Here is an 18,722-nt window from a genome sequence, read left to right as displayed (position 1 = left end):
CGGAAGCAAGCAGAGAAAAAACGGCACCCCGACTCAGCGCCTGAACCTTCCCTCCAGCGCTCAATGCCCTGATCCTCCAGCCCGCCCTAGACGGCAACCCACCGCAGCAATCGAATCAGCCAGAGCAGCACCAGCAGCGCCGGATAATAGAGCAGCATGCCGCCAAGGCAGATCAGAGCCAGCGAGAGGCGGGGCCAGATGGCCGCATAGGAGTCCTGGATCCAGAAGTCCGTTGTGAGGTAGAGCGGAAAGATGATCGGGAACGCGACAAGCCCCATTGACCACCAGGTGGCAGAGGCTGGCGTGAAGTACTGCGTAACAACCCAGCTACTGGCATACCAGAAGCCGATCCAGACAGTCGCGAATATCAATGCCCTGAAGAACACGGGCGCCCTCCTCGTCCATGTGATGAGCCCATGCAGTAGGGTAGCGAATGACCTGTGAAACGTGACCAGGACCGACTTCACACGCGCTGAGCGTATCGGCGAGGTGGCAGGTCCTGAGGCTTATCAGCAAACCACGCCAGGACGAGACGCTGCAGATCCCCTGGTTAGCGAGCGCCCCAACCGGCTATCGCAAGGCCCACCTGCTGCCCTGCCGGGCGGGCGCATGTCCCCTCAGCGCCGCCGGACCGGCTGGAGAATTGCCATCTGCGCGCGGACCGCCGCCTCGTCGGTGGGCACCAGGCAATACGCGAGTCCGATGCGGCTGATCAGCGCGATGACATCGTCCAGCGCCACGACTGCCGCGCCGTGCCGCTCGGCATAGCGCCGGTAGGGCTCTTCCAGCACGCCGCGCCACATCGGCGCGATGTCTTCGAGGATATAGCTGAAGACGTCAGAGGTCGAACTCTTCGCCAGGTAGCTGTGGTGGAAGCCCCCGTTGTGCCGATCCAAGTAGCGCACGGAGAAGCACACGCACTCCTCGAGATAGCGCTCGAAGTCATCCTCGAACACCTGCACGCTGCGTTGCATTTCCTCGAAGAAAGCACCGTTCTCCGCACTGATGACCGCCTGAATCAGCTCCTTCTTGTTACTGAAATAGCGGTACAGGGTACGTCGCGAGATGTTCGCCTGCTGGGCCACATCGTCGATCGAGAAGCTCTCGGTGCCCTCCTCGATCATCACTTCCAGCGCCGCCCGCAGAATCAGCGAACGCCCATCGCTGGCATTTCCCATTCGGCTGGCGTCACCCCAGCGTAGCTGTCGATTCATGTGCACCTTCTTCCGCTCAGGGGCCGCCTTCTTGGCCTGGCCCGGGGACATCCGCGCTCGATTCTCTCATGTAATGGCACAAAAAAATAATTTGCGCCGCTCATGTCACAACTTGTACGTTATGTGTCATTGCGCGAAACAACCATGCCATTTCCCATTGCCACCCGCCCCGCAGGCGCTTCGCTGCCCCCCCCCCCCCCCGAGGTGGCACACCGAAATGCGTCCATGCGGCGCAATAGCCGGACACCCCTTCCAAGGAGAGATGCAGTCATGACCAGCAACCAGCAAGACGCAAGGTGGGACCATGAATACGATGTCGTGGTTGTTGGCTCCGGTGCCGGCGCGCTGACCGCGGCATTGCGCGCCTGCGATAACGGCCTGTCGGTGCTGGTGATCGAGCAGAGCGACGTCTATGGCGGCACCACCGCCGTCTCCGGCGGTGGTGTATGGATTCCCTGTAACAGCCAGATCGCCGCGCTGGGCGGCAGTGACTCTTACGAAGAGGCGATCACCTACCTTCGCGATGTGGTCGGCGAGGAATTCGACCAGAGCCGCATCGACGCCTACCTGGCCAGCGGCCCCGAGATGATCGAGTACCTGGCCCGACATGCACAGACCCATTTCCAGGCAGTTCCGCGCTACCCCGACTATTACCCGGATCGCAAGGGCGGCAAGCCGGGCTATCGCACCATGGAGCCCGCCCCCTTCGATGCGGCGCGCCTGGGCGAGTCCTTCGGGCAACTGCGCCCGGCATCACCGGCCACGCTCATCGGCGGGCGCATCGCCATGACCCAGGTGGAAGCGCACACCATCCTCGCCAAGGAGCCTGGCTGGCTGCTGCTTACGGCCCGCCTGGCACTACGCTATATCAGCGACTTCTGCTGGCGCCGGCACAGCCGCCGCGACCGCCGCCTGACCCTTGGCAACGCGCTGGTCGCCAGCCTGCGTGCCGCCCTGGCCCAGCGCGGCATCCCCCTGTGGCTGGAAACCTCGATGCAGTCGCTGCGCCAGGACGGTGATCGGGTCGTGGGGGTCGATGTACTGCGACAAGGCCGCTCCTGCTCCCTGCGTGCACGACGCGGCGTCGTGCTCGCCTGCGGCGGTTTCGAATCGAACCAGTCCATGCGCGAGCTGTACCTGCCCAAGCCCACCCGCGCGGAATGGACCGCCGCACCGCCAATCAATACCGGCGACGGCATTCGTGCCGGGATGGCAGCGGGCGGTGCCGTGGCGCTGATGGAGCACACCTGGGGCGCGCCGACGGTGAGAGTGCCGGGCGAGGCGAGCCAGCGCGCACTGTTCGTCGAACGCGCATTCCCGCGCTGCGTCATGGTCAACCGACTGGGGCAGCGTTTCGTCAATGAAGCCGCGCCCTACACCGACATCATCTATGCCATGTATGCGGACCACCAACGCACCCAGGCCAACGCGCCGGCCTGGCTGGTGTTCGATGCCGAGTACCGCAAGCGCTACCCCTGCGGTGTGCTGCTGCCGGGCAGCGTGCAGCCGGATGCCAAGATCCCCGAAGGCTGGCTGGACGAGGTGATCTACCGCGCCGAGACACTCCCCGCGCTGGCGGAAAAGATCGGCGTGGACCCCGCCGGGCTGGCCGCCACCGTCAGGCAGATGAACCAGTACGCAGCCGACGGTATCGACCCCCAGTTCGGCAAGGGCGGCACCCTGTTCGACCGCTACTACGGCGACTCCACCTGCAAGCCGAACCCCTGCCTGGGCCCTATCGAACGCACGCCCTTCTACGCCCTGCGCATCGATCCGGGCGAGCTCGGCACCAAAGGCGGACTACGCACCGATGCCTTCGCCCGGGTGCTGCGCGCCGACGGATCGGTGCTGGCTGGCTGCTACGCGGTCGGCAACACCTCGGCCGCGCTCATGGGCAAGACCTACCCCGGCCCCGGCTCGACCATCGGCCCGGCAATGACCTTCGCCTACATCGCCGCCGACCATCTGGCCAGGGCCGAGCCTGCGCAGGAAACCGGCTCGACGCCGAACGCTGCCGGCCACCTGGCGTAAGGCGCCAGCGCCGGCACACACGATTTTGGCCATGCGCCACTACAACCCAATGAGGATTTCGATGAGCAGTTCAGACCTTGCCGGAAAAGTCGGCGTTATAACGGGTGGCCGCCAGGGGATCGGCCGGGCCTGCGTCGACGCCTTCGTCGCTGCAGGCGCCACCGTGGTAGTGCTGGATCGTGGGGCCGGGGAACCGGTGCCGGGAGCCGCACTGACCCTGGCGGTCGATGTGACCGATGCCGATGCCATCGGGGCTGCGTTCGAGCGCATCGACCTGGCCTACGGCCGCCTGGATTTCGCCGTCAATAACGCCGGCATCGATATCGAGACGGAACCCGCCGCGGAATGGCGCGCCGAGCCGCTGGACCTGACCGTGGACGTGAACCTGAAGGGTGTCTACCACTGCATGAGACGCGAGATATCCCTCATGCGCCGTCAGGGCGGCGGCTCCATCGTCAATATCGGCTCAGTCGCCGCGATTGTCGGGACGCCCACCCGCGCAGCCTACGCCGCGAGCAAGCACGGCGTCGTCGGGCTCACGCGCAGCGCGGCGCTGGAGTTCGGCAAGGACAACATCCGCAGCAACATCGTCTGCCCTGGCGGAACCCGGACCCCGCTCCTGGAAAAGGTCATGACGGACAACCCGACTCTACGCGAGCACATCGCTGCGACCTGCCCGCTAGGGCGCCTGGCCGAAGCCGGGGAAATCGCCGAAGCGGTACTCTGGCTGGCTTCGCAAAAAGCAAGCTTCGTCAACGGCGCCGTGCTCCCCGTCGATGGCGGATACACCGCCGGCTGACGTTCCTGGCCGCAGCCCCAGGCGCCCCAAGGGCGCCTGTTTGCCACTTCTATCTATGCATACGGCCTGATCGCAGGCCATGCGTCTTTCTCACTGCAGCAATCCCATCTGCGCCCCGCGACAACCGTCGATGAAGCGATACCCGCCCACTAAAAAGCCAACGACTGGCGGTGCCGACCGTTGGCTTCGGACTGTCGCCTCAGCGAGTCCCGGCAGCGCCAGTTACGGCGGCATAGACCTCGGCGAGCGACGGATTGCGGCGCAGCGTCTGGCCACCGCTGACATGGATGACCTGGCCGGTGACGAAGCTGGACTCATCGCTCGCCAGCCAGAGCGCAGCATCGGCGACCTCTGACGCAGCACCGCTGCGCCCCAGGGGAATCTCTCGGTGGTAAAGCGCCGCGATACCCGGATGCATCAGACCGCCTCCGGACATCGGCGCATCGGCCACACCACCCGGAGCGATGGAGTTGGCACGGATACCCTGATGACCGAACTCATGGGCAATGCAGCGGATGACATGGTCGATACCAGCCTTGGTCCCCATATAGGCGGCGTGGTTGTCGAACATGATGCTGGCGGTCACCGAGGAGACCTGGATGATCGAGCCACCCTTCGGCATGTGACGCAGCAAAGCCTGGAAGAACTGGAAGGGCCCGGTGAACTGGACCGCATTCATCTTATCGAGGTCCTCCTGGCTGTGTTCCAGGAAGGGCTTCAGGAGCCCCCAGCCCGTTGCATTGACACCGACATCAAGGCCGCCCAGGCGCTCCACACTGTGGGCGACGAGAGCCTCGACATCGGCCTGCGAGGTGATATCGCACGCCAGCCAGGGCACGCCCAGGGTATCGGCAACGGCCGTTAGCGCCTCAGGACGACGCCCGGCCACCAGCACGCGCGCGCCCTGCTCGACATATCGCCGGGCGATGGCTTCGCCGATATTCCCCGGCGCAACACCGAGCACCAGTGCCGCTTTATCCTTCAATCGATTCGACATGCCAGGCTCTCACGCAGAGACGTCAATGACGTGAATGGAAGCGGAGCCGTCCCAGGTCCGGGCGGTCTCGATGCCTTGGGCGATCATCTCGCGCATGCCAACGCCGTGGATGACCTCGTAGAGCACCCCGGGCTCCGCCTCGTTCTCGAAGTAGGCAACGCGGGTCGCTGGGTTGCTCGCCTCGAAGACCACCCGCAGCCCCGTGGCGGTCAGGCGCGCAATCGCCTGGTCAATGTCATCGACCACCCAGGCGACATGGTGCATACCCCGGAGCGCACGCCCCTGCTCGTCCCGATAGGGCGATTTCGAGGAGTTGGTCGCCTGGATCAACTCGATCTGCATCCCGCCCCGATAGCCGAGCCCGACATCCATGGTCACGGTAACCGCTTCACCGCGATAGGTCCCCTCCAGGGACACGTTGCGAAAGACCGTCCATGGCCCGACACCGAAATGCTGTTGCCAGCGCCCGATGCTCTGTTCCAGGTCATCAACGAGATAGCCGATCTGGTCCATGGGACCGAGCCAAGCAGTGCTCATGACAATTCCTTGCGAATGATCTCAGTGGGAAAGGGATCGCCCTGCATGTCGGCACGGCGACCTCTATGACACAAACAAAATAGTTTGCGACATCGATATTGGCACAAAATATACATTTTGTGCCAATCGCCGTCGGAGAGATTCAGGACCCGATCGAGGAATTGGGGAGACAGCTGAATGGATGCGGAAGCCGTTGCTTGTCGAATAGGCAGAAAAGTACGGCGCCCAGAATGAAAAAAGCCCGTCGAAACGGGCTTTTTCCAGGGTGGCGTGACGATCAGTCGTCGCTGCCCATGATGCCGAAGATCTGCAGCAGGCTGAGGAACAGGTTGTAGATCGAGACGTACAGGCTGATGGTCGCCATGATGTAGTTGCGCTCACCACCGTGGATGATCGCACTGGTCTGGAACAGGATCATCGCCGAGGAGAACAGCACGAAGCCGGCGCTGATCGCCAGTTGCAGGCCGCTGATCTGGAAGAACATCGAGACCAGTACGGCACCCAGCAGCACGAAGAAGCCCGCGGTGATGAAGCCGGACAGGAAGCTCATGTCCTTGCGGGTGGTCAGCACATAGGCGGACAGACCGAAGAACACCAGGGCGGTCATGAAGAAGGCCGACGAGATCACGCTCGCGCCATTGGCCATGCCCAGGTACATGTTCAGGATCGGACCGAGGGTGTAGCCCATGAAGCCAGTCAGGACGAAGGTGCTGACCAGGCCCCAGCCGCTGTTGCGCAGCTTCACGGTGAGGAAGAACAAGCCGTAGAAGCCCAGCAGAGTGACGATGGGGCCCAGGTAAGGCAGCCGCAGCTGTTGCGAGGCGTAGGCCACCAGGCCACTGAAGGCCAGAGTCAGTGCGAGCAGTCCGTAGGTATTGCGCAGGACGCCGCTGACCTCTTTCTGCTCCACGGCTGTGGAGTCGAGATATTGCCGTTCTTGCATGTCGAGACACTCCTGTTTAAGCGGGATACGGGTCCATGACCGTATGCCATTCATCATAACAGAGGCTTAAGAACCCCGAAGAACCAGAGTTTGACAGTGTGTTGCGATCCGGTACTATGGCGCCCCGCTCTTGCGGAAGTGTGGCCGAGTGGTTTAAGGCAGCGGTCTTGAAAACCGCCGGGTGTAACAGCCCCCAGAGTTCGAATCTCTGCGCTTCCGCCATTATTCTCCACGTCAAAAGCCCCGCCCAGCGGGGCTTTTGCGTTTCTGCGGCAACGATGCGCTTGACCCGCCGACATGCTGATTTCCTGGGGAGTCCCAGAATAAAAAGGCAGGAGTCCCAAAACTCGGCCCTTGCTGCGCCCCCACCTCGCCCGTTCTGGGCATCAAAAACCCCTCCTTCCCTTCTCCTCGACCAGCAAGATCTTGAATCGATACAACGCGACCAGGTGGCCTCCCCCGGCTCGCAGATACGCCTCATTGATCGACCGATAGAGCGAGTCCACCTCGTCCATCTGCCGTCGGCCTCGCTCGACTTCCAGGATCAGGCGCCGGACATCCGGATCACGATGCTTTCTCCAGAGCTCGCGCAGCTCTCCGGTCGTGACGGTTTCGAATTCGGGGAGCTTGCTCATGACGGCCTTATAACTGTATACATATACAGTATTGATTCGGACCGATCTCCTACAATGGATGATTGATGAACGAAGGGTGCGGGGATGTGCGGACGGTACGTGACGCAAGACGAAGCCGCGATGGAGCGGTACTGGCATATAGGGCGGGGGAACTCCGGGCGCTGGATCGATCGCGCGTACAACGTCGCGCCGACCAACCAGGTGCCCATGGTGCTCCTGAGCGAGGCGGGAGAACAGGAAGTGGTGGCCGCCCGCTGTGGGCTGATCCCGTTCTGGTGGAAGAAGGACAAGCTGCCGCCGATGACCTTCAATGCACGCAGCGAAGAAGCGGCGACCAAGCCGATGTGGCGGGATGCGATCAGGCACCGGCGATGCCTCATGCCGGCGGCGGGCTGGTACGAATGGAACGAGAAGGAGCCGGTGAAGAACAAGGCCGTCCGAGCAGTGAACCAGCCCTACTACCACCACGCCATCGACGACGGAGTGCTGGCGATCGCCGGAATCTGGTCGACCTGGTCGCTACCAGAGGGCGAGCCGATCACCTCATGCGCGCTCCTGACGAAGGAGGCTGAGGGCTTGGTCGGGGTGATCCACCACCGGATGCCGGTGATTCTGGCACCAGAACAGTGGGCGACGTGGCTGTCGCCGGAGACCTCACTGGAGCGTGCATACGACGCCATTGCACTAAGCCGGCTGGACTTCGAGGCCTACCGGGTCAGTACCGACGTCGGGAACACCCTGAACCAGGGCGCGCAGCTGATCGAGCCAATTTAGCCAGTCCAATACAGGGCGCCCTCGAATCAGCATCTACTCGATATAACGATCATAGTTGCCTGGCGATACAACTTCCTGACCGTCTGAATTTTTCGTCACCGCATCAGGAACAAATTTTTTTTATCCAAGCGCGCCCCGCCTCTATCCCATCACGCGCGATTAAAATCTCCTGTTGATTCATGTGAAATCGTTGCGCACTGTTCGCCAAGAAGTAGCTAGAAACTTTCGGAAGAGGATTATTTTGAAACTGCGACGGAGTCAAGGCAACAGTTACGTATGACCACTTTGCGCCATTATATATTGCAGACTCAAACCCCTTATGATCTTGTTCCTTACTGTAGGACTTAACATTCGTCATATAGGAGTAATAGGAGGCCAGCATTCCCGTCGAGCCTGTAACTCGCACCCCGTTCTCCGCAGAAAGCACAGTGTTTGCAATGGCCTGATCTATAGCAATGGTGACCTTGTACTTCCTCGAGTACGCGGTCAGTTTATCCTCGATACTCAACATTGAAACTAGTGCTCTAGCATTAGCACTCCCCGAGACAAACGCAGCCTGCAATTCGTCAGAGCAAATTTGAAATGGCTCATACGGGGTGAACTTTGATTTCGGCTTATGTTGATCGCTACATTGAGTGTATTTAAACCACTGACTCTCGTCAGTTGCATTTGCTCGTGGTGCGAGATAGCCAAAAACAGAAACACCGCAGAGGACAACACAGCTGGACACAACGAAGATCCGTTTCATAAGTGGCAACCTGACACCATAGGGTGGCCCAAATATACTCCTTGTCTATCTATCGACAAGCATTGATCGTTGCAGTCAACAGTCGTTCGTATCCCCTCCGCTGCTCCAGCTCGGCCAGCAGTGCCCGCACCTTCGTCTGCAGGCTGTCACCCTTCTGCAGAACTGCGGTCGCCCAGCTCGGTTCCGGGACCTCTGGAGCCCGGCACGGAATCGCCACCGGAACTTCCACGCGCACCGTACGCGGCTCAGGCTTGACCTGGTCGGGGCATCCCGCCACCGTGCAGAGCACTACCATCACCTGCATCACTTGCAGCCTCATAGCCCCAGCTCCTTGTCGATGAGCGCTTCTGCCACCGCAGCCGGGTCGCCGGCGGCGTGCTCCTGCTGCAGACGCTGGGCAGCGGCATAGTGTTGGTCGGCCTGCGGCTTGGCATCGGCCACCGCCTGGGCCGCCTTGGCCTGTCGCTGCTGCGCCTGGTTGGCCAACTCGCCGAGCTTGGCGCCCTGCTTCTTGGCCAGCTCTTCCAGGTTGCCGCGGGATGCTACGCACTGGCCCTTTGCGTCGTTGGCCGCGTCGAGCTGCGGGCGGTAGTGTCCAGCGGCGAGCCATGCGCCCAGACCGCTACCGATGGTCACCAGCAGCAGGATGACCAGCACCAGGGCCGCGGCCTTCCAGGGGAGTTCGCTCATGCCAGAACACTCCGCTGCAATCGAAACTCTGGTTTCGTTTTTCTCGGCAGACCGGCAATGCGCACTGGAAACGAAACTATGGTTTCGTTCATGCCAATGCCCTCCGCACACCCTCATCGATCACCGCGCCCGGGTACGGCACGCCACCGTTCTCGTGCCGAATGATGGCCACCACCAGGCCGCGCAGGGTCGCAGGCAGCCGAACGTCGATCACCTGGTTGGGCTGCACGCCCAGGGACTTGGCCACTGCACCGATGTACGCCTCGGTGTCGTTCTCGTTGCCTGGGACCCAGCGGCTGATGGTCTCGCGAACGGCATCGATACCGGGACCACCTACACCAGGCAGGCCGTCCTTGCCGCGGTACGCCAGCAGCAACTTGCCCAGGGCGCGGATTCCGTTCTCGGGCGTATCGAAGCGAGCGAAGCGCGGCTTCGGCACACCAAGCTCCAGGCCGAGCTGGCCCTGCCAGTCGTTGCGCGGGTTGTAGTCAATGTTGCCGGGGTTGTTGTTGCGGACGCCGAGGGTGGTCATGAGGTTTTCTCCAGGCACAAAAAAGCCGGCTCTAGGCCGGCGTTTGGGGTGATGTGCAGGTGCTAAGCCACGGTGGTGGCTGGCTGCTCCCGATAGGTTTCCATCCTTCGCTTGAGGGTATACTCCGCCCAACGATAGGCCGCGCTCGGCCCCAGGAACTGAAAGTAAATGCTAGGGATATTTCGCTTTATTCTCGCTCTTATGGTTGTGCTCGCACACATATCTGAGCAGAAGCCATTCTTACACTTTGGTGTTTTTGCGGTTTTCGGATTCTATATAGTCTCAGGGTACTTGATGACTCTCGTTCTCTGCGAGACGTATTCATTCAAGTTCGCACCATTCGCAATAAACCGAGCACTTAGGCTATACCCGGTATACTTCCTTACTGCCATCTTGGCGTTTACGGCAATATATATAACTCCAGCGCCAGACAAATTCCACCCGGCATGGTATATGTGGAGCAGGCCTCAGGACTTCTTAGGGAACATTTTCATTTTCCCTTTCGAATTTTATGACGCCTACTTCAGGGTAATACCTCCCGCCTGGTCGGTAGCCGTTGAGCTTGTCTGTTATTTCCTACTTTGGGCATTTGTCGCAAGATCCAAAGCAACAGCCGTGGCGACGCTGCTCGCTGCTACGACGTACCACATTTACAGCTTGATCTCGGGAATGGATTGGCAATCCAGGTATTTCCCTTTCTATGCGGCATTGCTTCCTTTCTCCGTAGGTGCGTGCACTTACCACTTCCGGAGCCTTTCCCGACTCCTTCCCACCAAGAGAGAAAAACTTTTCACCGCACTGACTATTGCATGGGTCGTTAACCTAGTCACTTGTGGCTTTCTATCTTCATTTGAAGATAAGAAATTCAATATTTTCTTTTATTCGAATTTCGCGCTACTCGGAGCGCTGATCTTTACACTTGTAAACTCGACAACCGTCAAGACATTCAAGCGATCTGGGAAAATACTTGGCGACCTTGCATATCCAGTTTTCTTGACCCACTGGCCAGTTGCTTTCGTGATCAGTAGCGTGGTGTTGGAGGGACAGCGGCGAGGATTCGATTTGTTCTGGGCAGCTTTGCTTCCATGCATTGCTATTTCGTTCCTTCTGTCCAAAGCCGCCGACTCCTGGATTGAGCCACTTCGCAATTCGGTTCGATCGAGAAGTGTTAGGGCAAGTCCAGATCAGAACGCCCCCGCGCAGAATGCCACGTGACTTCAGTCAGATGGGCGCTGGCTGACTTGGCCTATCTACGTTCGGCCACGCTTCCAGTGCTGACAGGCGGCTCAGCGCCACACGGTACTTCTTCCACTCTTGCAGACTCCGCTGCTCTTCTTCTGTGGCTTTGCCCAGGTCGACGGCGTCCTGCAGCGGGTTGATCCGCAACCCTGCTACGCGGCAAAAACCGGCGTAGTGCCGTATCATCCTGCGAAAATTCGCCGCGAAGGCCCGCTCCATGAAGTTCGTCATCGCCCTCTTCTCTGCGCCGCATTCGCCGGCAGCCCGACGCGCTCTACGCTTCGCCGAGGCTGCATTGGCCGGCGGCCATGAAATCACCCGGCTGTTCTTCTATCAAGACGGCGTGTACAGCGCGTCGGCCAACGCCGTGGCCGGCCAGGATGAACTGGACGTCGCCGCCGCCTGGACCCGCTTCGTCGCCGACAACCAACTGGACGGCGTGGTCTGCATCGCCGCCGCGCTGCGCCGTGGCGTGCTGAACAACGAAGAAGCCAACCGCTATTCCCGTCCCGCCGCCAACCTGCAGGCGCCCTGGGACCTTTCCGGCCTCGGCCAGCTGCATGAAGCGGCGCAACTGGCGGACCGTCTGGTCTGCTTCGGAGGCGACTGATGGCCAAGTCCCTGCTCATCATCAGCCGCCAGGCGCCCTGGGCCGGGCCCGCCGCCCGCGAGGCACTGGATATCGCCCTGGCCGGCGGCGCCTTCGATCTGCCGATCTCGATGCTGTTCCTCGACGATGGCGTGTTCCAGCTCGCCCCCGGCCAACGCCCGGCGAACCTCGAACAGAAGGACTTGCAGGCCAACCTGCAGGCCCTGCCGCTGTTCGGCGTGGAGGCGCTCTATGTCAGCCAGCACAGCCTCGCTGAGCGCGGCCTGGAGGCCACCGGCCTGACACTGCCCGTCCAGGCGCTCGACACTGCCGCCCTGCGCGACCTGCTGCAAACCCACGACCAGGTGATCACGATCTGATGGCCACTCTCCACCTGCTCTCGCACTCCCCCTTCAACGACGGCCGGCTCGCCAGTTGCCTGCACCTGCTCGGCCCGGACGACGGCCTGCTGCTGGCCGGCGACGCCGTCTATGCCCTGCGCGACGGCACCGCCCCATGCCAAGCGCTGGAGCTGATGCCCGCCGCCAACGGACTCTTCGCCCTGCTGGAAGACCTGCAGGCGCGCGGCATGGACGACGTTCCCGCCCGCGTCATTGCGGTCGACTACCCCGGCTTCGTCGAGCTCTGCACCCGCTTCGACAAGGTGAACGCCTGGCTATGAGCACCCTGATGGTCAACGGACAAGCCCTGCCGCTGGACAAGGACGGCTACCTGGCGCACCTCGACGACTGGAGCGATGCGGCCGCCGAGGCCCTGGCGCACAACGAGGGCATCCACCTCTCGCCCGAGCATTGGGAAATCCTCCTGCTGCTGCGCGAGTTCTACGGCGAGTTCCAGCTATCCCCGGCAAACCGCCCGCTGATCAAGTACGTCGCCCAGCGCCTCGGCCCGGAAAAGGGCAGCAGCCTGCACCTCAACCTCCTGTTCAAGGGCACCCCGGCCAAGCTTGCCGCCAAGCTCGCCGGCCTGCCGAAGCCGACCAATTGCCTATGACCGCCGCCCCACTCGTCCTGCAGACCCCGGAAGAACATCCCTTCGCCCAGTTCGTACGCATCCTCGGCAAGGGCAAGCGTGGCGCACGCGGCCTGACCCGCGAGGAAGCCCGCGAAGCGCTGGGAATGATCCTCGACGGCAAGGTCGAAGACACCCAACTGGGCGCCTTCCTGATGCTTCTGCGGCACAAGGAGGAAAGCGCCGAGGAACTGGCCGGCTTCACCGAAGCCGTGCGCTCACGCCTGCAAGCACCGAAGATTGCCGTGGACCTGGACTGGCCGAGCTACGCCGGCAAGAAGCGCCACCTGCCCTGGTACCTGCTGGCCGCCAAATGCCTGGCCGGCAGCGGCACCCGCATCCTGCTGCATGGCGGCGGCGCGCACACCGCGGGCCGGCTCTATACCGAGCAACTGCTGGAGCAACTCGGCCTGCCCCTGTGCCGGAACTGGGATTCGGTCAGCAATGCGCTGGACACAAAGGGCATCGCCTTCGCCCCGCTGGTGGACTGGATGCCCCGCCTGCAGCTCATGATCGACCTACGCAACACCCTCGGCCTGCGCTCGCCGATGCACTCCGCCGTACGCCTGCTCAACCCGCTCGGCGCGACCTGCGTGCTGCAGAGCATCTTCCATCCCGGCTACCAGGCGGTGCACCGCGAAGGCAGCCGCCTGCTCGGCGACTACGCCATCGTCATCAAGGGTGAAGGCGGTGAGATCGAAGTGAACCCCGACGCCACTTCGCACCTGTACGGCAGCCGCGATGGCGAGGCCTGGGACGAGGAATGGCCGGCCCTTTCGCCACTGCGCCACGTCAAGCCGGAAACGCTCGCCCCCGCCCATCTGGTCGCCGTCTGGCGCGGTGATGTCGAGGATGTCTATGGCGAACTGGCGGTACGCGCGACGATGGCGCTTGCCCTGCGCGCAATGGGAATGCCGCGAGACGACGCCTTCGCGGAAGCCGACAAACGCTGGGGTGCGCGCGACAGATCGACTTAATCGATACCTGAAATCCTGTTTTTGCGCTAATCAATCGAGTATTAGTCGATAGACTGGTTCCATCTACCCGCTTTCTGGAGCACGCAGATGGGACAGTTGATCGATGGCCGCTGGCATGACCAGTGGTATGACACCAGCAAGGACGGCCGCTTCCAGCGCGAGAACGCGCAGCGCCGCAACTGGATCACCGCCGACGGCCGCCCCGGCCCCAGCGGCGAAGGCGGCTTCCGTGCCGAGCCCGGCCGCTATCACCTTTATGTATCCTTGGCCTGCCCCTGGGCCCACCGCACGCTGATCTACCGCCAGTTGAAAGGCCTGGAGTCACTGATCGACGTCTCAGTGGTCAGCTGGCTGATGCTGGAAAACGGCTGGACCTTCGACAAGGCGCTGGGCTCTTCCGGCGACAAGCTCGACGGCCTGGACCTCCTCCACCAGCGCTACACGAAGGACGACCCGCACTACACCGGCCGCGTCACCGTGCCCGTGCTGTGGGACAAGCATGAGCAGCGCATCGTCAGCAACGAGTCGGCGGAGATCATCCGCATGTTCAACTCGGCCTTCGATGACCTCACCGGCAACCGCCTGGACCTCTATCCGGAGCCGCTGCGGGCGCAGATCGACGAGCTGAACGAGCGCATCTACCCGGCGGTGAACAACGGCGTGTACCGCGCCGGCTTCGCCACCACCCAGGGTGCCTACGAAGAGGCCTTCAAGACCCTGTTCAATGAGCTGGACTGGCTGGACGAGCGCCTGGGCAAACAGCGCTACCTGGCAGGCGAGTACCTGACCGAAGCCGACGTGCGCCTGTTCACCACGCTGATCCGCTTCGACGCGGTCTACCACGGCCACTTCAAGTGCAACCTGCGGCGCCTGGCGGACTACCCCAACCTGTCCGGCTGGCTGCGCGAGCTGTATCAACTGGAAGGCGTCGCTGGCACCGTGGACTTCCAGCACATCAAGAATCACTACTACGCCAGCCACCGCACCATCAACCCGACCGGTGTCGTTCCACTGGGGCCGCTGCAGGACTTCAGCGCGCCACATGGACGGGAGCATCTGCCAGGCAAAGGGATCGCGCATAAATCCTGATCACTGCGCGCTCCGTAATGGACTCGCAGGAGCGGGCCAGCGCAAGCGCTGTTCGCGGTGGAGCCGCGTCCCGCGTTCACGGGGATGAGGTTTGCGGGAAGGCGACGAATCACACCGTCACTCTCGCGAACGCGGGACAGCGCTTGCGCTGAGCGCACTTCAGTGCGGCCCGAAGGGTGAGCGCAGCGAATAGCCTGGAAGACAGTGGCTCCTACGGGAAGAACCGAGTGCTACCGTAGGAGCGGACCTTGTCCGCGAAATCCCACCGCAGTGCCGAGGTTGTCGGTGTTCACCGCACCTACAGCGGCTCCAGCTTCAACTGCCGCAACCGACTCAAGGTCCGCGCGAAATCCACCGCCGCCCCACCGGCCGCCAGCTCTTCCAGCGAGACCGAGGCGAACAGCTGCAACCGCAACTGGCGGTCGTAGGCAATGTCGATGAAGTTGAGGAAGCGCATGCTCACGTCCGGCGGGTAGTCCGCCAGTGGGCCGAGGCCGCTCACGGCCATGCGCGGGTAGTGCTCGATCAGCCACAGGTAGTCGCTGGCCGAGCGCGGCCGTTCGAACATTTCGCTGAAGTCCATCCAGGCGCAGCGGTCATCGTGGGCATGGACCTTCAATGGGTGGTGGTTGACGCTCAGCACCTCGTCGAAGCACGCATCCACCGCCAACCCCAGGCGCGAGCCAATCAGCGGCAGGTCATCGCGCTCCGCCGGCCACAGGTAGCTGCCCCACTCTTCCAGCGCACTGCTCTGCTCGCGGTAGTCATGGCCGCCATCCAGCGAAACCACGTCGAAGCGCTTTTCGATCAGGTCGATGGCCGGACGGAAGCGTTCCCGGTACAGCGGGTTCGGGCAGAGGTTTTCCGGCTGGTAGTTGGAGGTACAGACCAGCCCGACGCCCGCATCCACCAGCACCTTGAGCATGCGCCCCAGCAGCATGGCGTCGCCGATGTCGTGGACGTGGAACTCATCGAAGCACAGCAGCCGGGTTTCCTCGGCGATGGCGCGGGCCACACGCACCAGCGGATCGGACTGCCCGGTAATCGCCAGCATGCGCCCCTGCAATTCCTGCAGGAAGGCGTGGAAGTGCACGCGGCGCTTGGCCTGGATCGGTGCGGCGGCAAAGAAGTGGTCCATGACGAAGCTCTTGCCCCGCCCTACGCCACCCCACAGGTAAACGCCGGCCACTGGCTTGCGTAAAAAGCCGTGGCGGCCGGCGAGGAAGTCGTCGAGCCAGTTGGCGAGCTGTTCAACCGCCGCCAGCTGGGCATCGTCCGCACGGTAGCCGCGCTCGTCGAGCGCGGCGGCGAAGTGCCGCCGAACACGGTCGGCGACCGCTTCGGCGGATATTTCGTGAAGGCGTGTATCAGAAGTCAAAGAACACCGTTTCCGCATCACCCTGGACGCGGATATCAAAGCGGTAAGCGAGCTTCCCGTCCACCTCACAGCGCTTGGCGATCAGCGTCTGCCGACGTTCGGGCTGCTCGATCCGGTTCAGCACCGGGTCCACGGCGTTGGCCTGCGCTTCATCCTCGAAGTAGATGCGGGTCTGCAGGTGGATGTTGATCCCGCGGGCGAACAGCGAAACGTTGATGTGCGGCGCCATGGGCACGCCAGCGGCGTTCTTCACCACGCCGGGCTTGATGGTACGCACCTGCCATTCGCCAGCATCGAAGGTCGTCGCGGTACGGCCGAAGCCGTTGAAGGGTTTCTCCAGGTCGTAGGCACTGTCGTACACGCCTTCATGATTGGCCTGCCACAGTTCCAGGAAGGAGTCGCGGATCAGGTGGCCGTTGCCGTCGTAGACGTTACCGACCAGCAGGATGTGCTCGCCGGGCGCGCCGGGCTTGGCCATTTCGCTCCAGATTTCCTGGTCACGGGCCGGGTTGCCGGCGGCGGCCAGGGCAAGGCCGATGTGCACGTAGGGGCCGGCGGTCTGCGAGGGGGTTTCCGGCAGCAGTTCGATAGGCATCTTATTTTTCTCCGAAACCGTTTCGGGCTGAGCGAGCTAGCGCGGGGCAAGGCGAAAGCGACCGAAGAAGCGGAGTTCAGTTGCCCTGAATGAGCATTCTGAGGTCGCTTTCAACGCCGCACCGCCGACGCGCAGCCGGCCCGACACGGTTTCTCAGCGGTTCTCGAAGTGAGTCTTGCGCTGGCCGCGCAGCACGATGTCGAAGCGGTAGGCCAGGCAGTCCATGGGGTTGGCGTTGCTCATGTCGAGCTTGGCGATCAGCGTTTGCACCGCGTCCGGGTTGGCGATGGATTTGACGATCGGGCACATCGGGATCAGCGGGTCACCCTCGAAGTACAGCTGGGTGACCAAGCGGGCGGAGATCGACGGGCCGCTGATGGAGAAGTGGACATGCGCCGGGCGCCAGTCGTTGGGTCCGTTACCCCAGGGATACGGACCGGGCTTGATGGTGCGGAAGATGTAACGCCCTTCGCTGTCAGTCAGCGCACGGCCGACACCACCGAAATTCGGGTCCAGCGGTGCCAGGTAGCGGTCGTTCTTGTGGCGATAGCGGCCGCCGGCGTTGGCCTGCCACATCTCCACCAGGGTGTGCGGGACGGGCTTGCCGTACTGGTCCATGACCCGGCCGGAAATCAGGATGCGCTCGCCGATCGGCAGGCCACCGTTGTTGAAGTTCAGCAGCAGGTCGTTGTCGTGCTCGCCCATCTTCAGGTGCGAGAAGTCCGGGCCGCTGGTCTCGGAGACCGACTGCGGAATGCTCACCAGCGCCTGGCGCGGCGAGCGGGCGATGGAGGTCTTGTAGTCGGGGGTGAAGGCCTTGGGGTGCCAGTTTCGGTCACGAATGACGAAGCGGCTGTTTTCCGCGTCGGACATGTCGGTCTCCTCTTGTTGGATTTATAGGAGCCTGTTACATCAGGCAGTGCGGCGGAGTGTCCCCCGCAAGCCCGGCGCCGAAAACTGAAAAGATGCCCGCAATCCATAACCAAATGGTTATGGATAAATCCCCTCGCGGTACGCCTCGCCCACCTCGCGCAGTACCTCCAGGCACCAGTGCGCGCCAAGGGACAGCGGCAGCGTCGAGTTGCTGCACAGGCCCACCGAACCGCCCGGCTCCTGCACATCCAGCGGCAGTTCGACCATCTCGCCGGAGCGCAGGTCCAGGCGCACTGAATCCAGCGGAGCGATCCACAACGCGTCGCTGCTCAACACATAACGGCGGCTGAGCACGGTGGAGAGGGTTTCCAGCCGCCGGCGCGGCTGGCCGAGGCCGCTCTGCACCAGCAGGCTGTCAGCGGATTTGCGGATGGTGGTACCGGCCAACGGCAGCACCAATGGCCAGTCATCCAGCGCCGAAGGTGGCAGCGGACGGCCCACCAGCGGATGGCCGGCGCGAGCCACCAGGGTCATGGACTCGCTATACAGGTGCTCGAAAGCCAGGCCCTGGATCTGCGGGCTTTCGGTCATGCGCCCGACCACCAGGTCCAGTTCGCCGACCCGCAGTTGCGACAGCAGGTGCGCGCTCGGCCCGGTGACTACGCTGACCACCAGCGCCGGATGGCGCTCGTGCAGGCGCCGCACCACTTCCGGCATCAGCAGGCTCTCCACGGTGGAAAGAACACCCAGCCGCACCGTGCTGGAGGCGTACTCGCCACCGCGCAGGCTGTTCACCCCGTCGCGCAGCGCCTGCACGCAGGGGCCGGCGTAGCGCAGGAAGGCCACGCCCGCTTCGGTCAGGCTGGCGCCGCTCTTGCCGCGTTCGAACAGGCTGGCTTCCAGCAGATCCTCCAGCTCCTTGAGCGTCTTCGAGATCGCCGGCTGGCTCACCGCCAAAACATCAGCTGCGCGGGCCAGGCTGCCCTGCCGGGCCACTTCGAGGAAACACACCAGGTGACGGAACTTGATACGCGAATCGATATTCATGGC

Annotated in this window: 25 protein-coding genes and 1 tRNA gene; 11 read left to right on the top strand and 15 right to left on the bottom strand. The window is 62.6% G+C overall.

Features of this window, described 5'->3' with window-relative positions; translation table 11 throughout:
- Window positions 1-86 precede the first annotated feature (86 nt).
- Entirely contained in the window at window positions 87-386 is a 300-nt protein-coding gene (locus GA645_RS11500) for a hypothetical protein (protein WP_152222816.1), read from the bottom strand.
- A 231-nt stretch (window positions 387-617) separates the two neighbouring features.
- Window positions 618-1,265 (bottom strand): TetR/AcrR family transcriptional regulator, encoded by a 648-nt coding sequence (locus tag GA645_RS11495; protein ID WP_152222814.1) that lies wholly within the window; start codon window positions 1,263-1,265, stop codon window positions 618-620.
- 219 nt (window positions 1,266-1,484) lie between these two features.
- Here GA645_RS11495 and GA645_RS11490 point away from each other — a divergent pair, with 219 nt between their 5' ends.
- Window positions 1,485-3,245, top strand: a complete 1,761-nt coding sequence (locus GA645_RS11490) for an FAD-dependent oxidoreductase (protein WP_152222812.1) — start codon at window positions 1,485-1,487, stop codon at window positions 3,243-3,245.
- A 31-nt stretch (window positions 3,246-3,276) separates the two neighbouring features.
- Window positions 3,277-4,044, top strand: a complete 768-nt coding sequence (locus tag GA645_RS11485; protein WP_152222810.1) for an SDR family NAD(P)-dependent oxidoreductase — start codon at window positions 3,277-3,279, stop codon at window positions 4,042-4,044.
- A 199-nt stretch (window positions 4,045-4,243) separates the two neighbouring features.
- On the opposite strand, the gene GA645_RS11480 is transcribed toward GA645_RS11485, so the two are convergent.
- The 3 genes from GA645_RS11480 to GA645_RS11470 all read right to left on the bottom strand — a co-directional run bounded on the left by GA645_RS11480 (window position 4,244) and on the right by GA645_RS11470 (window position 6,521).
- Complete coding sequence (locus tag GA645_RS11480; RefSeq protein WP_152222808.1) at window positions 4,244-5,041, bottom strand: SDR family oxidoreductase; 798 nt, start codon at window positions 5,039-5,041, stop codon at window positions 4,244-4,246.
- A 9-nt stretch (window positions 5,042-5,050) separates the two neighbouring features.
- Window positions 5,051-5,578, bottom strand: a complete 528-nt coding sequence (locus GA645_RS11475) for a VOC family protein (RefSeq protein ID WP_152222806.1) — start codon at window positions 5,576-5,578, stop codon at window positions 5,051-5,053.
- A gap of 277 nt (window positions 5,579-5,855) precedes the next feature.
- Window positions 5,856-6,521 carry a Bax inhibitor-1/YccA family protein gene (locus GA645_RS11470; RefSeq protein WP_152222804.1) on the bottom strand — a complete coding sequence of 222 codons (666 nt, stop codon included), beginning with the start codon at window positions 6,519-6,521 and terminating at the stop codon, window positions 5,856-5,858.
- A 134-nt stretch (window positions 6,522-6,655) separates the two neighbouring features.
- Between GA645_RS11470 and GA645_RS11465 the strand changes: the two genes are divergently transcribed.
- Window positions 6,656-6,743, top strand: a tRNA-Ser gene (locus GA645_RS11465).
- A 164-nt stretch (window positions 6,744-6,907) separates the two neighbouring features.
- On the opposite strand, the gene GA645_RS11460 is transcribed toward GA645_RS11465, so the two are convergent.
- Window positions 6,908-7,156: a hypothetical protein gene (locus tag GA645_RS11460; protein ID WP_152222802.1), complete on the bottom strand. Its 249-nt coding sequence runs from the start codon at window positions 7,154-7,156 to the stop codon at window positions 6,908-6,910.
- 99 nt (window positions 7,157-7,255) lie between these two features.
- On the opposite strand from GA645_RS11460, the gene GA645_RS11455 reads away from it, so the two are divergent.
- Entirely contained in the window at window positions 7,256-7,930 is a 675-nt protein-coding gene (locus GA645_RS11455; RefSeq protein ID WP_256676135.1) for an SOS response-associated peptidase, read from the top strand.
- A gap of 103 nt (window positions 7,931-8,033) precedes the next feature.
- On the opposite strand, the gene GA645_RS11450 is transcribed toward GA645_RS11455, so the two are convergent.
- The 4 genes from GA645_RS11450 to GA645_RS11435 form a co-directional block, all read right to left on the bottom strand.
- Window positions 8,034-8,678 (bottom strand): hypothetical protein, encoded by a 645-nt coding sequence (locus tag GA645_RS11450; RefSeq protein WP_152222798.1) that lies wholly within the window; start codon window positions 8,676-8,678, stop codon window positions 8,034-8,036.
- 49 nt (window positions 8,679-8,727) lie between these two features.
- On the bottom strand, window positions 8,728-8,997 hold the full coding sequence (locus GA645_RS11445) for a hypothetical protein (RefSeq protein ID WP_152222796.1): 270 nt from the start codon (window positions 8,995-8,997) through the stop codon (window positions 8,728-8,730).
- Entirely contained in the window at window positions 8,994-9,368 is a 375-nt protein-coding gene (locus GA645_RS11440; protein ID WP_152222794.1) for a hypothetical protein, read from the bottom strand. Before GA645_RS11440 ends, GA645_RS11445 begins: the two co-directional genes overlap by 4 nt.
- An 88-nt stretch (window positions 9,369-9,456) precedes the next feature.
- Window positions 9,457-9,900 (bottom strand): structural protein P5, encoded by a 444-nt coding sequence (locus tag GA645_RS11435; protein WP_152222793.1) that lies wholly within the window; start codon window positions 9,898-9,900, stop codon window positions 9,457-9,459.
- A gap of 168 nt (window positions 9,901-10,068) precedes the next feature.
- Between GA645_RS11435 and GA645_RS11430 the strand changes: the two genes are divergently transcribed.
- On the top strand, window positions 10,069-11,115 hold the full coding sequence (locus tag GA645_RS11430; RefSeq protein WP_152222791.1) for an acyltransferase: 1,047 nt from the start codon (window positions 10,069-10,071) through the stop codon (window positions 11,113-11,115).
- A gap of 6 nt (window positions 11,116-11,121) precedes the next feature.
- Here the strand turns inward: GA645_RS11430 and GA645_RS11425 are convergent, their stop codons facing one another.
- Window positions 11,122-11,370: a tail fiber assembly protein gene (locus GA645_RS11425; protein WP_152222789.1), complete on the bottom strand. Its 249-nt coding sequence runs from the start codon at window positions 11,368-11,370 to the stop codon at window positions 11,122-11,124.
- Between GA645_RS11425 and tusD the strand changes: the two genes are divergently transcribed.
- The 6 genes from tusD to GA645_RS11395 all read left to right on the top strand — a co-directional run bounded on the left by tusD (window position 11,357) and on the right by GA645_RS11395 (window position 14,826).
- Complete coding sequence (gene tusD / locus GA645_RS11420; protein ID WP_152222787.1) at window positions 11,357-11,749, top strand: sulfurtransferase complex subunit TusD; 393 nt, start codon at window positions 11,357-11,359, stop codon at window positions 11,747-11,749. The genes GA645_RS11425 and tusD overlap by 14 nt on opposite strands.
- Window positions 11,749-12,108 (top strand): sulfurtransferase complex subunit TusC, encoded by a 360-nt coding sequence (tusC, locus tag GA645_RS11415; protein ID WP_152222785.1) that lies wholly within the window; start codon window positions 11,749-11,751, stop codon window positions 12,106-12,108. The genes tusD and tusC overlap by 1 nt, the downstream gene beginning before the upstream one ends.
- Complete coding sequence (tusB, locus tag GA645_RS11410) at window positions 12,105-12,410, top strand: sulfurtransferase complex subunit TusB (RefSeq protein ID WP_152222783.1); 306 nt, start codon at window positions 12,105-12,107, stop codon at window positions 12,408-12,410. The genes tusC and tusB overlap by 4 nt, the downstream gene beginning before the upstream one ends.
- Window positions 12,407-12,742 (top strand): TusE/DsrC/DsvC family sulfur relay protein, encoded by a 336-nt coding sequence (locus GA645_RS11405; RefSeq protein ID WP_152222781.1) that lies wholly within the window; start codon window positions 12,407-12,409, stop codon window positions 12,740-12,742. Before tusB ends, GA645_RS11405 begins: the two co-directional genes overlap by 4 nt.
- Window positions 12,739-13,737, top strand: coding sequence for a glycosyl transferase family protein (locus GA645_RS11400; RefSeq protein WP_152222779.1), 999 nt, complete (start codon window positions 12,739-12,741; stop codon window positions 13,735-13,737). The genes GA645_RS11405 and GA645_RS11400 overlap by 4 nt, the downstream gene beginning before the upstream one ends.
- Before the next feature lie 87 nt (window positions 13,738-13,824).
- Entirely contained in the window at window positions 13,825-14,826 is a 1,002-nt protein-coding gene (locus GA645_RS11395; protein ID WP_152222777.1) for a glutathione S-transferase family protein, read from the top strand.
- A gap of 298 nt (window positions 14,827-15,124) precedes the next feature.
- On the opposite strand, the gene zapE is transcribed toward GA645_RS11395, so the two are convergent.
- The 4 genes from zapE to pcaQ form a co-directional block, all read right to left on the bottom strand.
- A complete protein-coding gene (gene zapE, locus GA645_RS11390; protein WP_152222775.1) occupies window positions 15,125-16,204 on the bottom strand; it encodes a cell division protein ZapE in 1,080 nt (359 codons plus the stop codon).
- The gene (gene pcaG, locus GA645_RS11385; protein ID WP_152222773.1) at window positions 16,194-16,799 is read right to left on the bottom strand and encodes a protocatechuate 3,4-dioxygenase subunit alpha; all 606 of its coding nucleotides are present in this window, start codon (window positions 16,797-16,799) and stop codon (window positions 16,194-16,196) included. The genes zapE and pcaG overlap by 11 nt, the downstream gene beginning before the upstream one ends.
- Before the next feature lie 153 nt (window positions 16,800-16,952).
- Entirely contained in the window at window positions 16,953-17,672 is a 720-nt protein-coding gene (gene pcaH / locus GA645_RS11380) for a protocatechuate 3,4-dioxygenase subunit beta (RefSeq protein ID WP_152222771.1), read from the bottom strand.
- A gap of 117 nt (window positions 17,673-17,789) precedes the next feature.
- A complete protein-coding gene (pcaQ, locus tag GA645_RS11375) occupies window positions 17,790-18,719 on the bottom strand; it encodes a pca operon transcription factor PcaQ (RefSeq protein ID WP_152222769.1) in 930 nt (309 codons plus the stop codon).
- Between the last annotated feature and the right edge of the window lie 3 nt (window positions 18,720-18,722).

Origin of the sequence: Pseudomonas sp. SCB32 (assembly GCF_009189165.1) — a bacterium.
Lineage (GTDB): Bacteria > Pseudomonadota > Gammaproteobacteria > Pseudomonadales > Pseudomonadaceae > Pseudomonas.
This window is presented reverse-complemented; position numbering and strand designations above follow the sequence as displayed.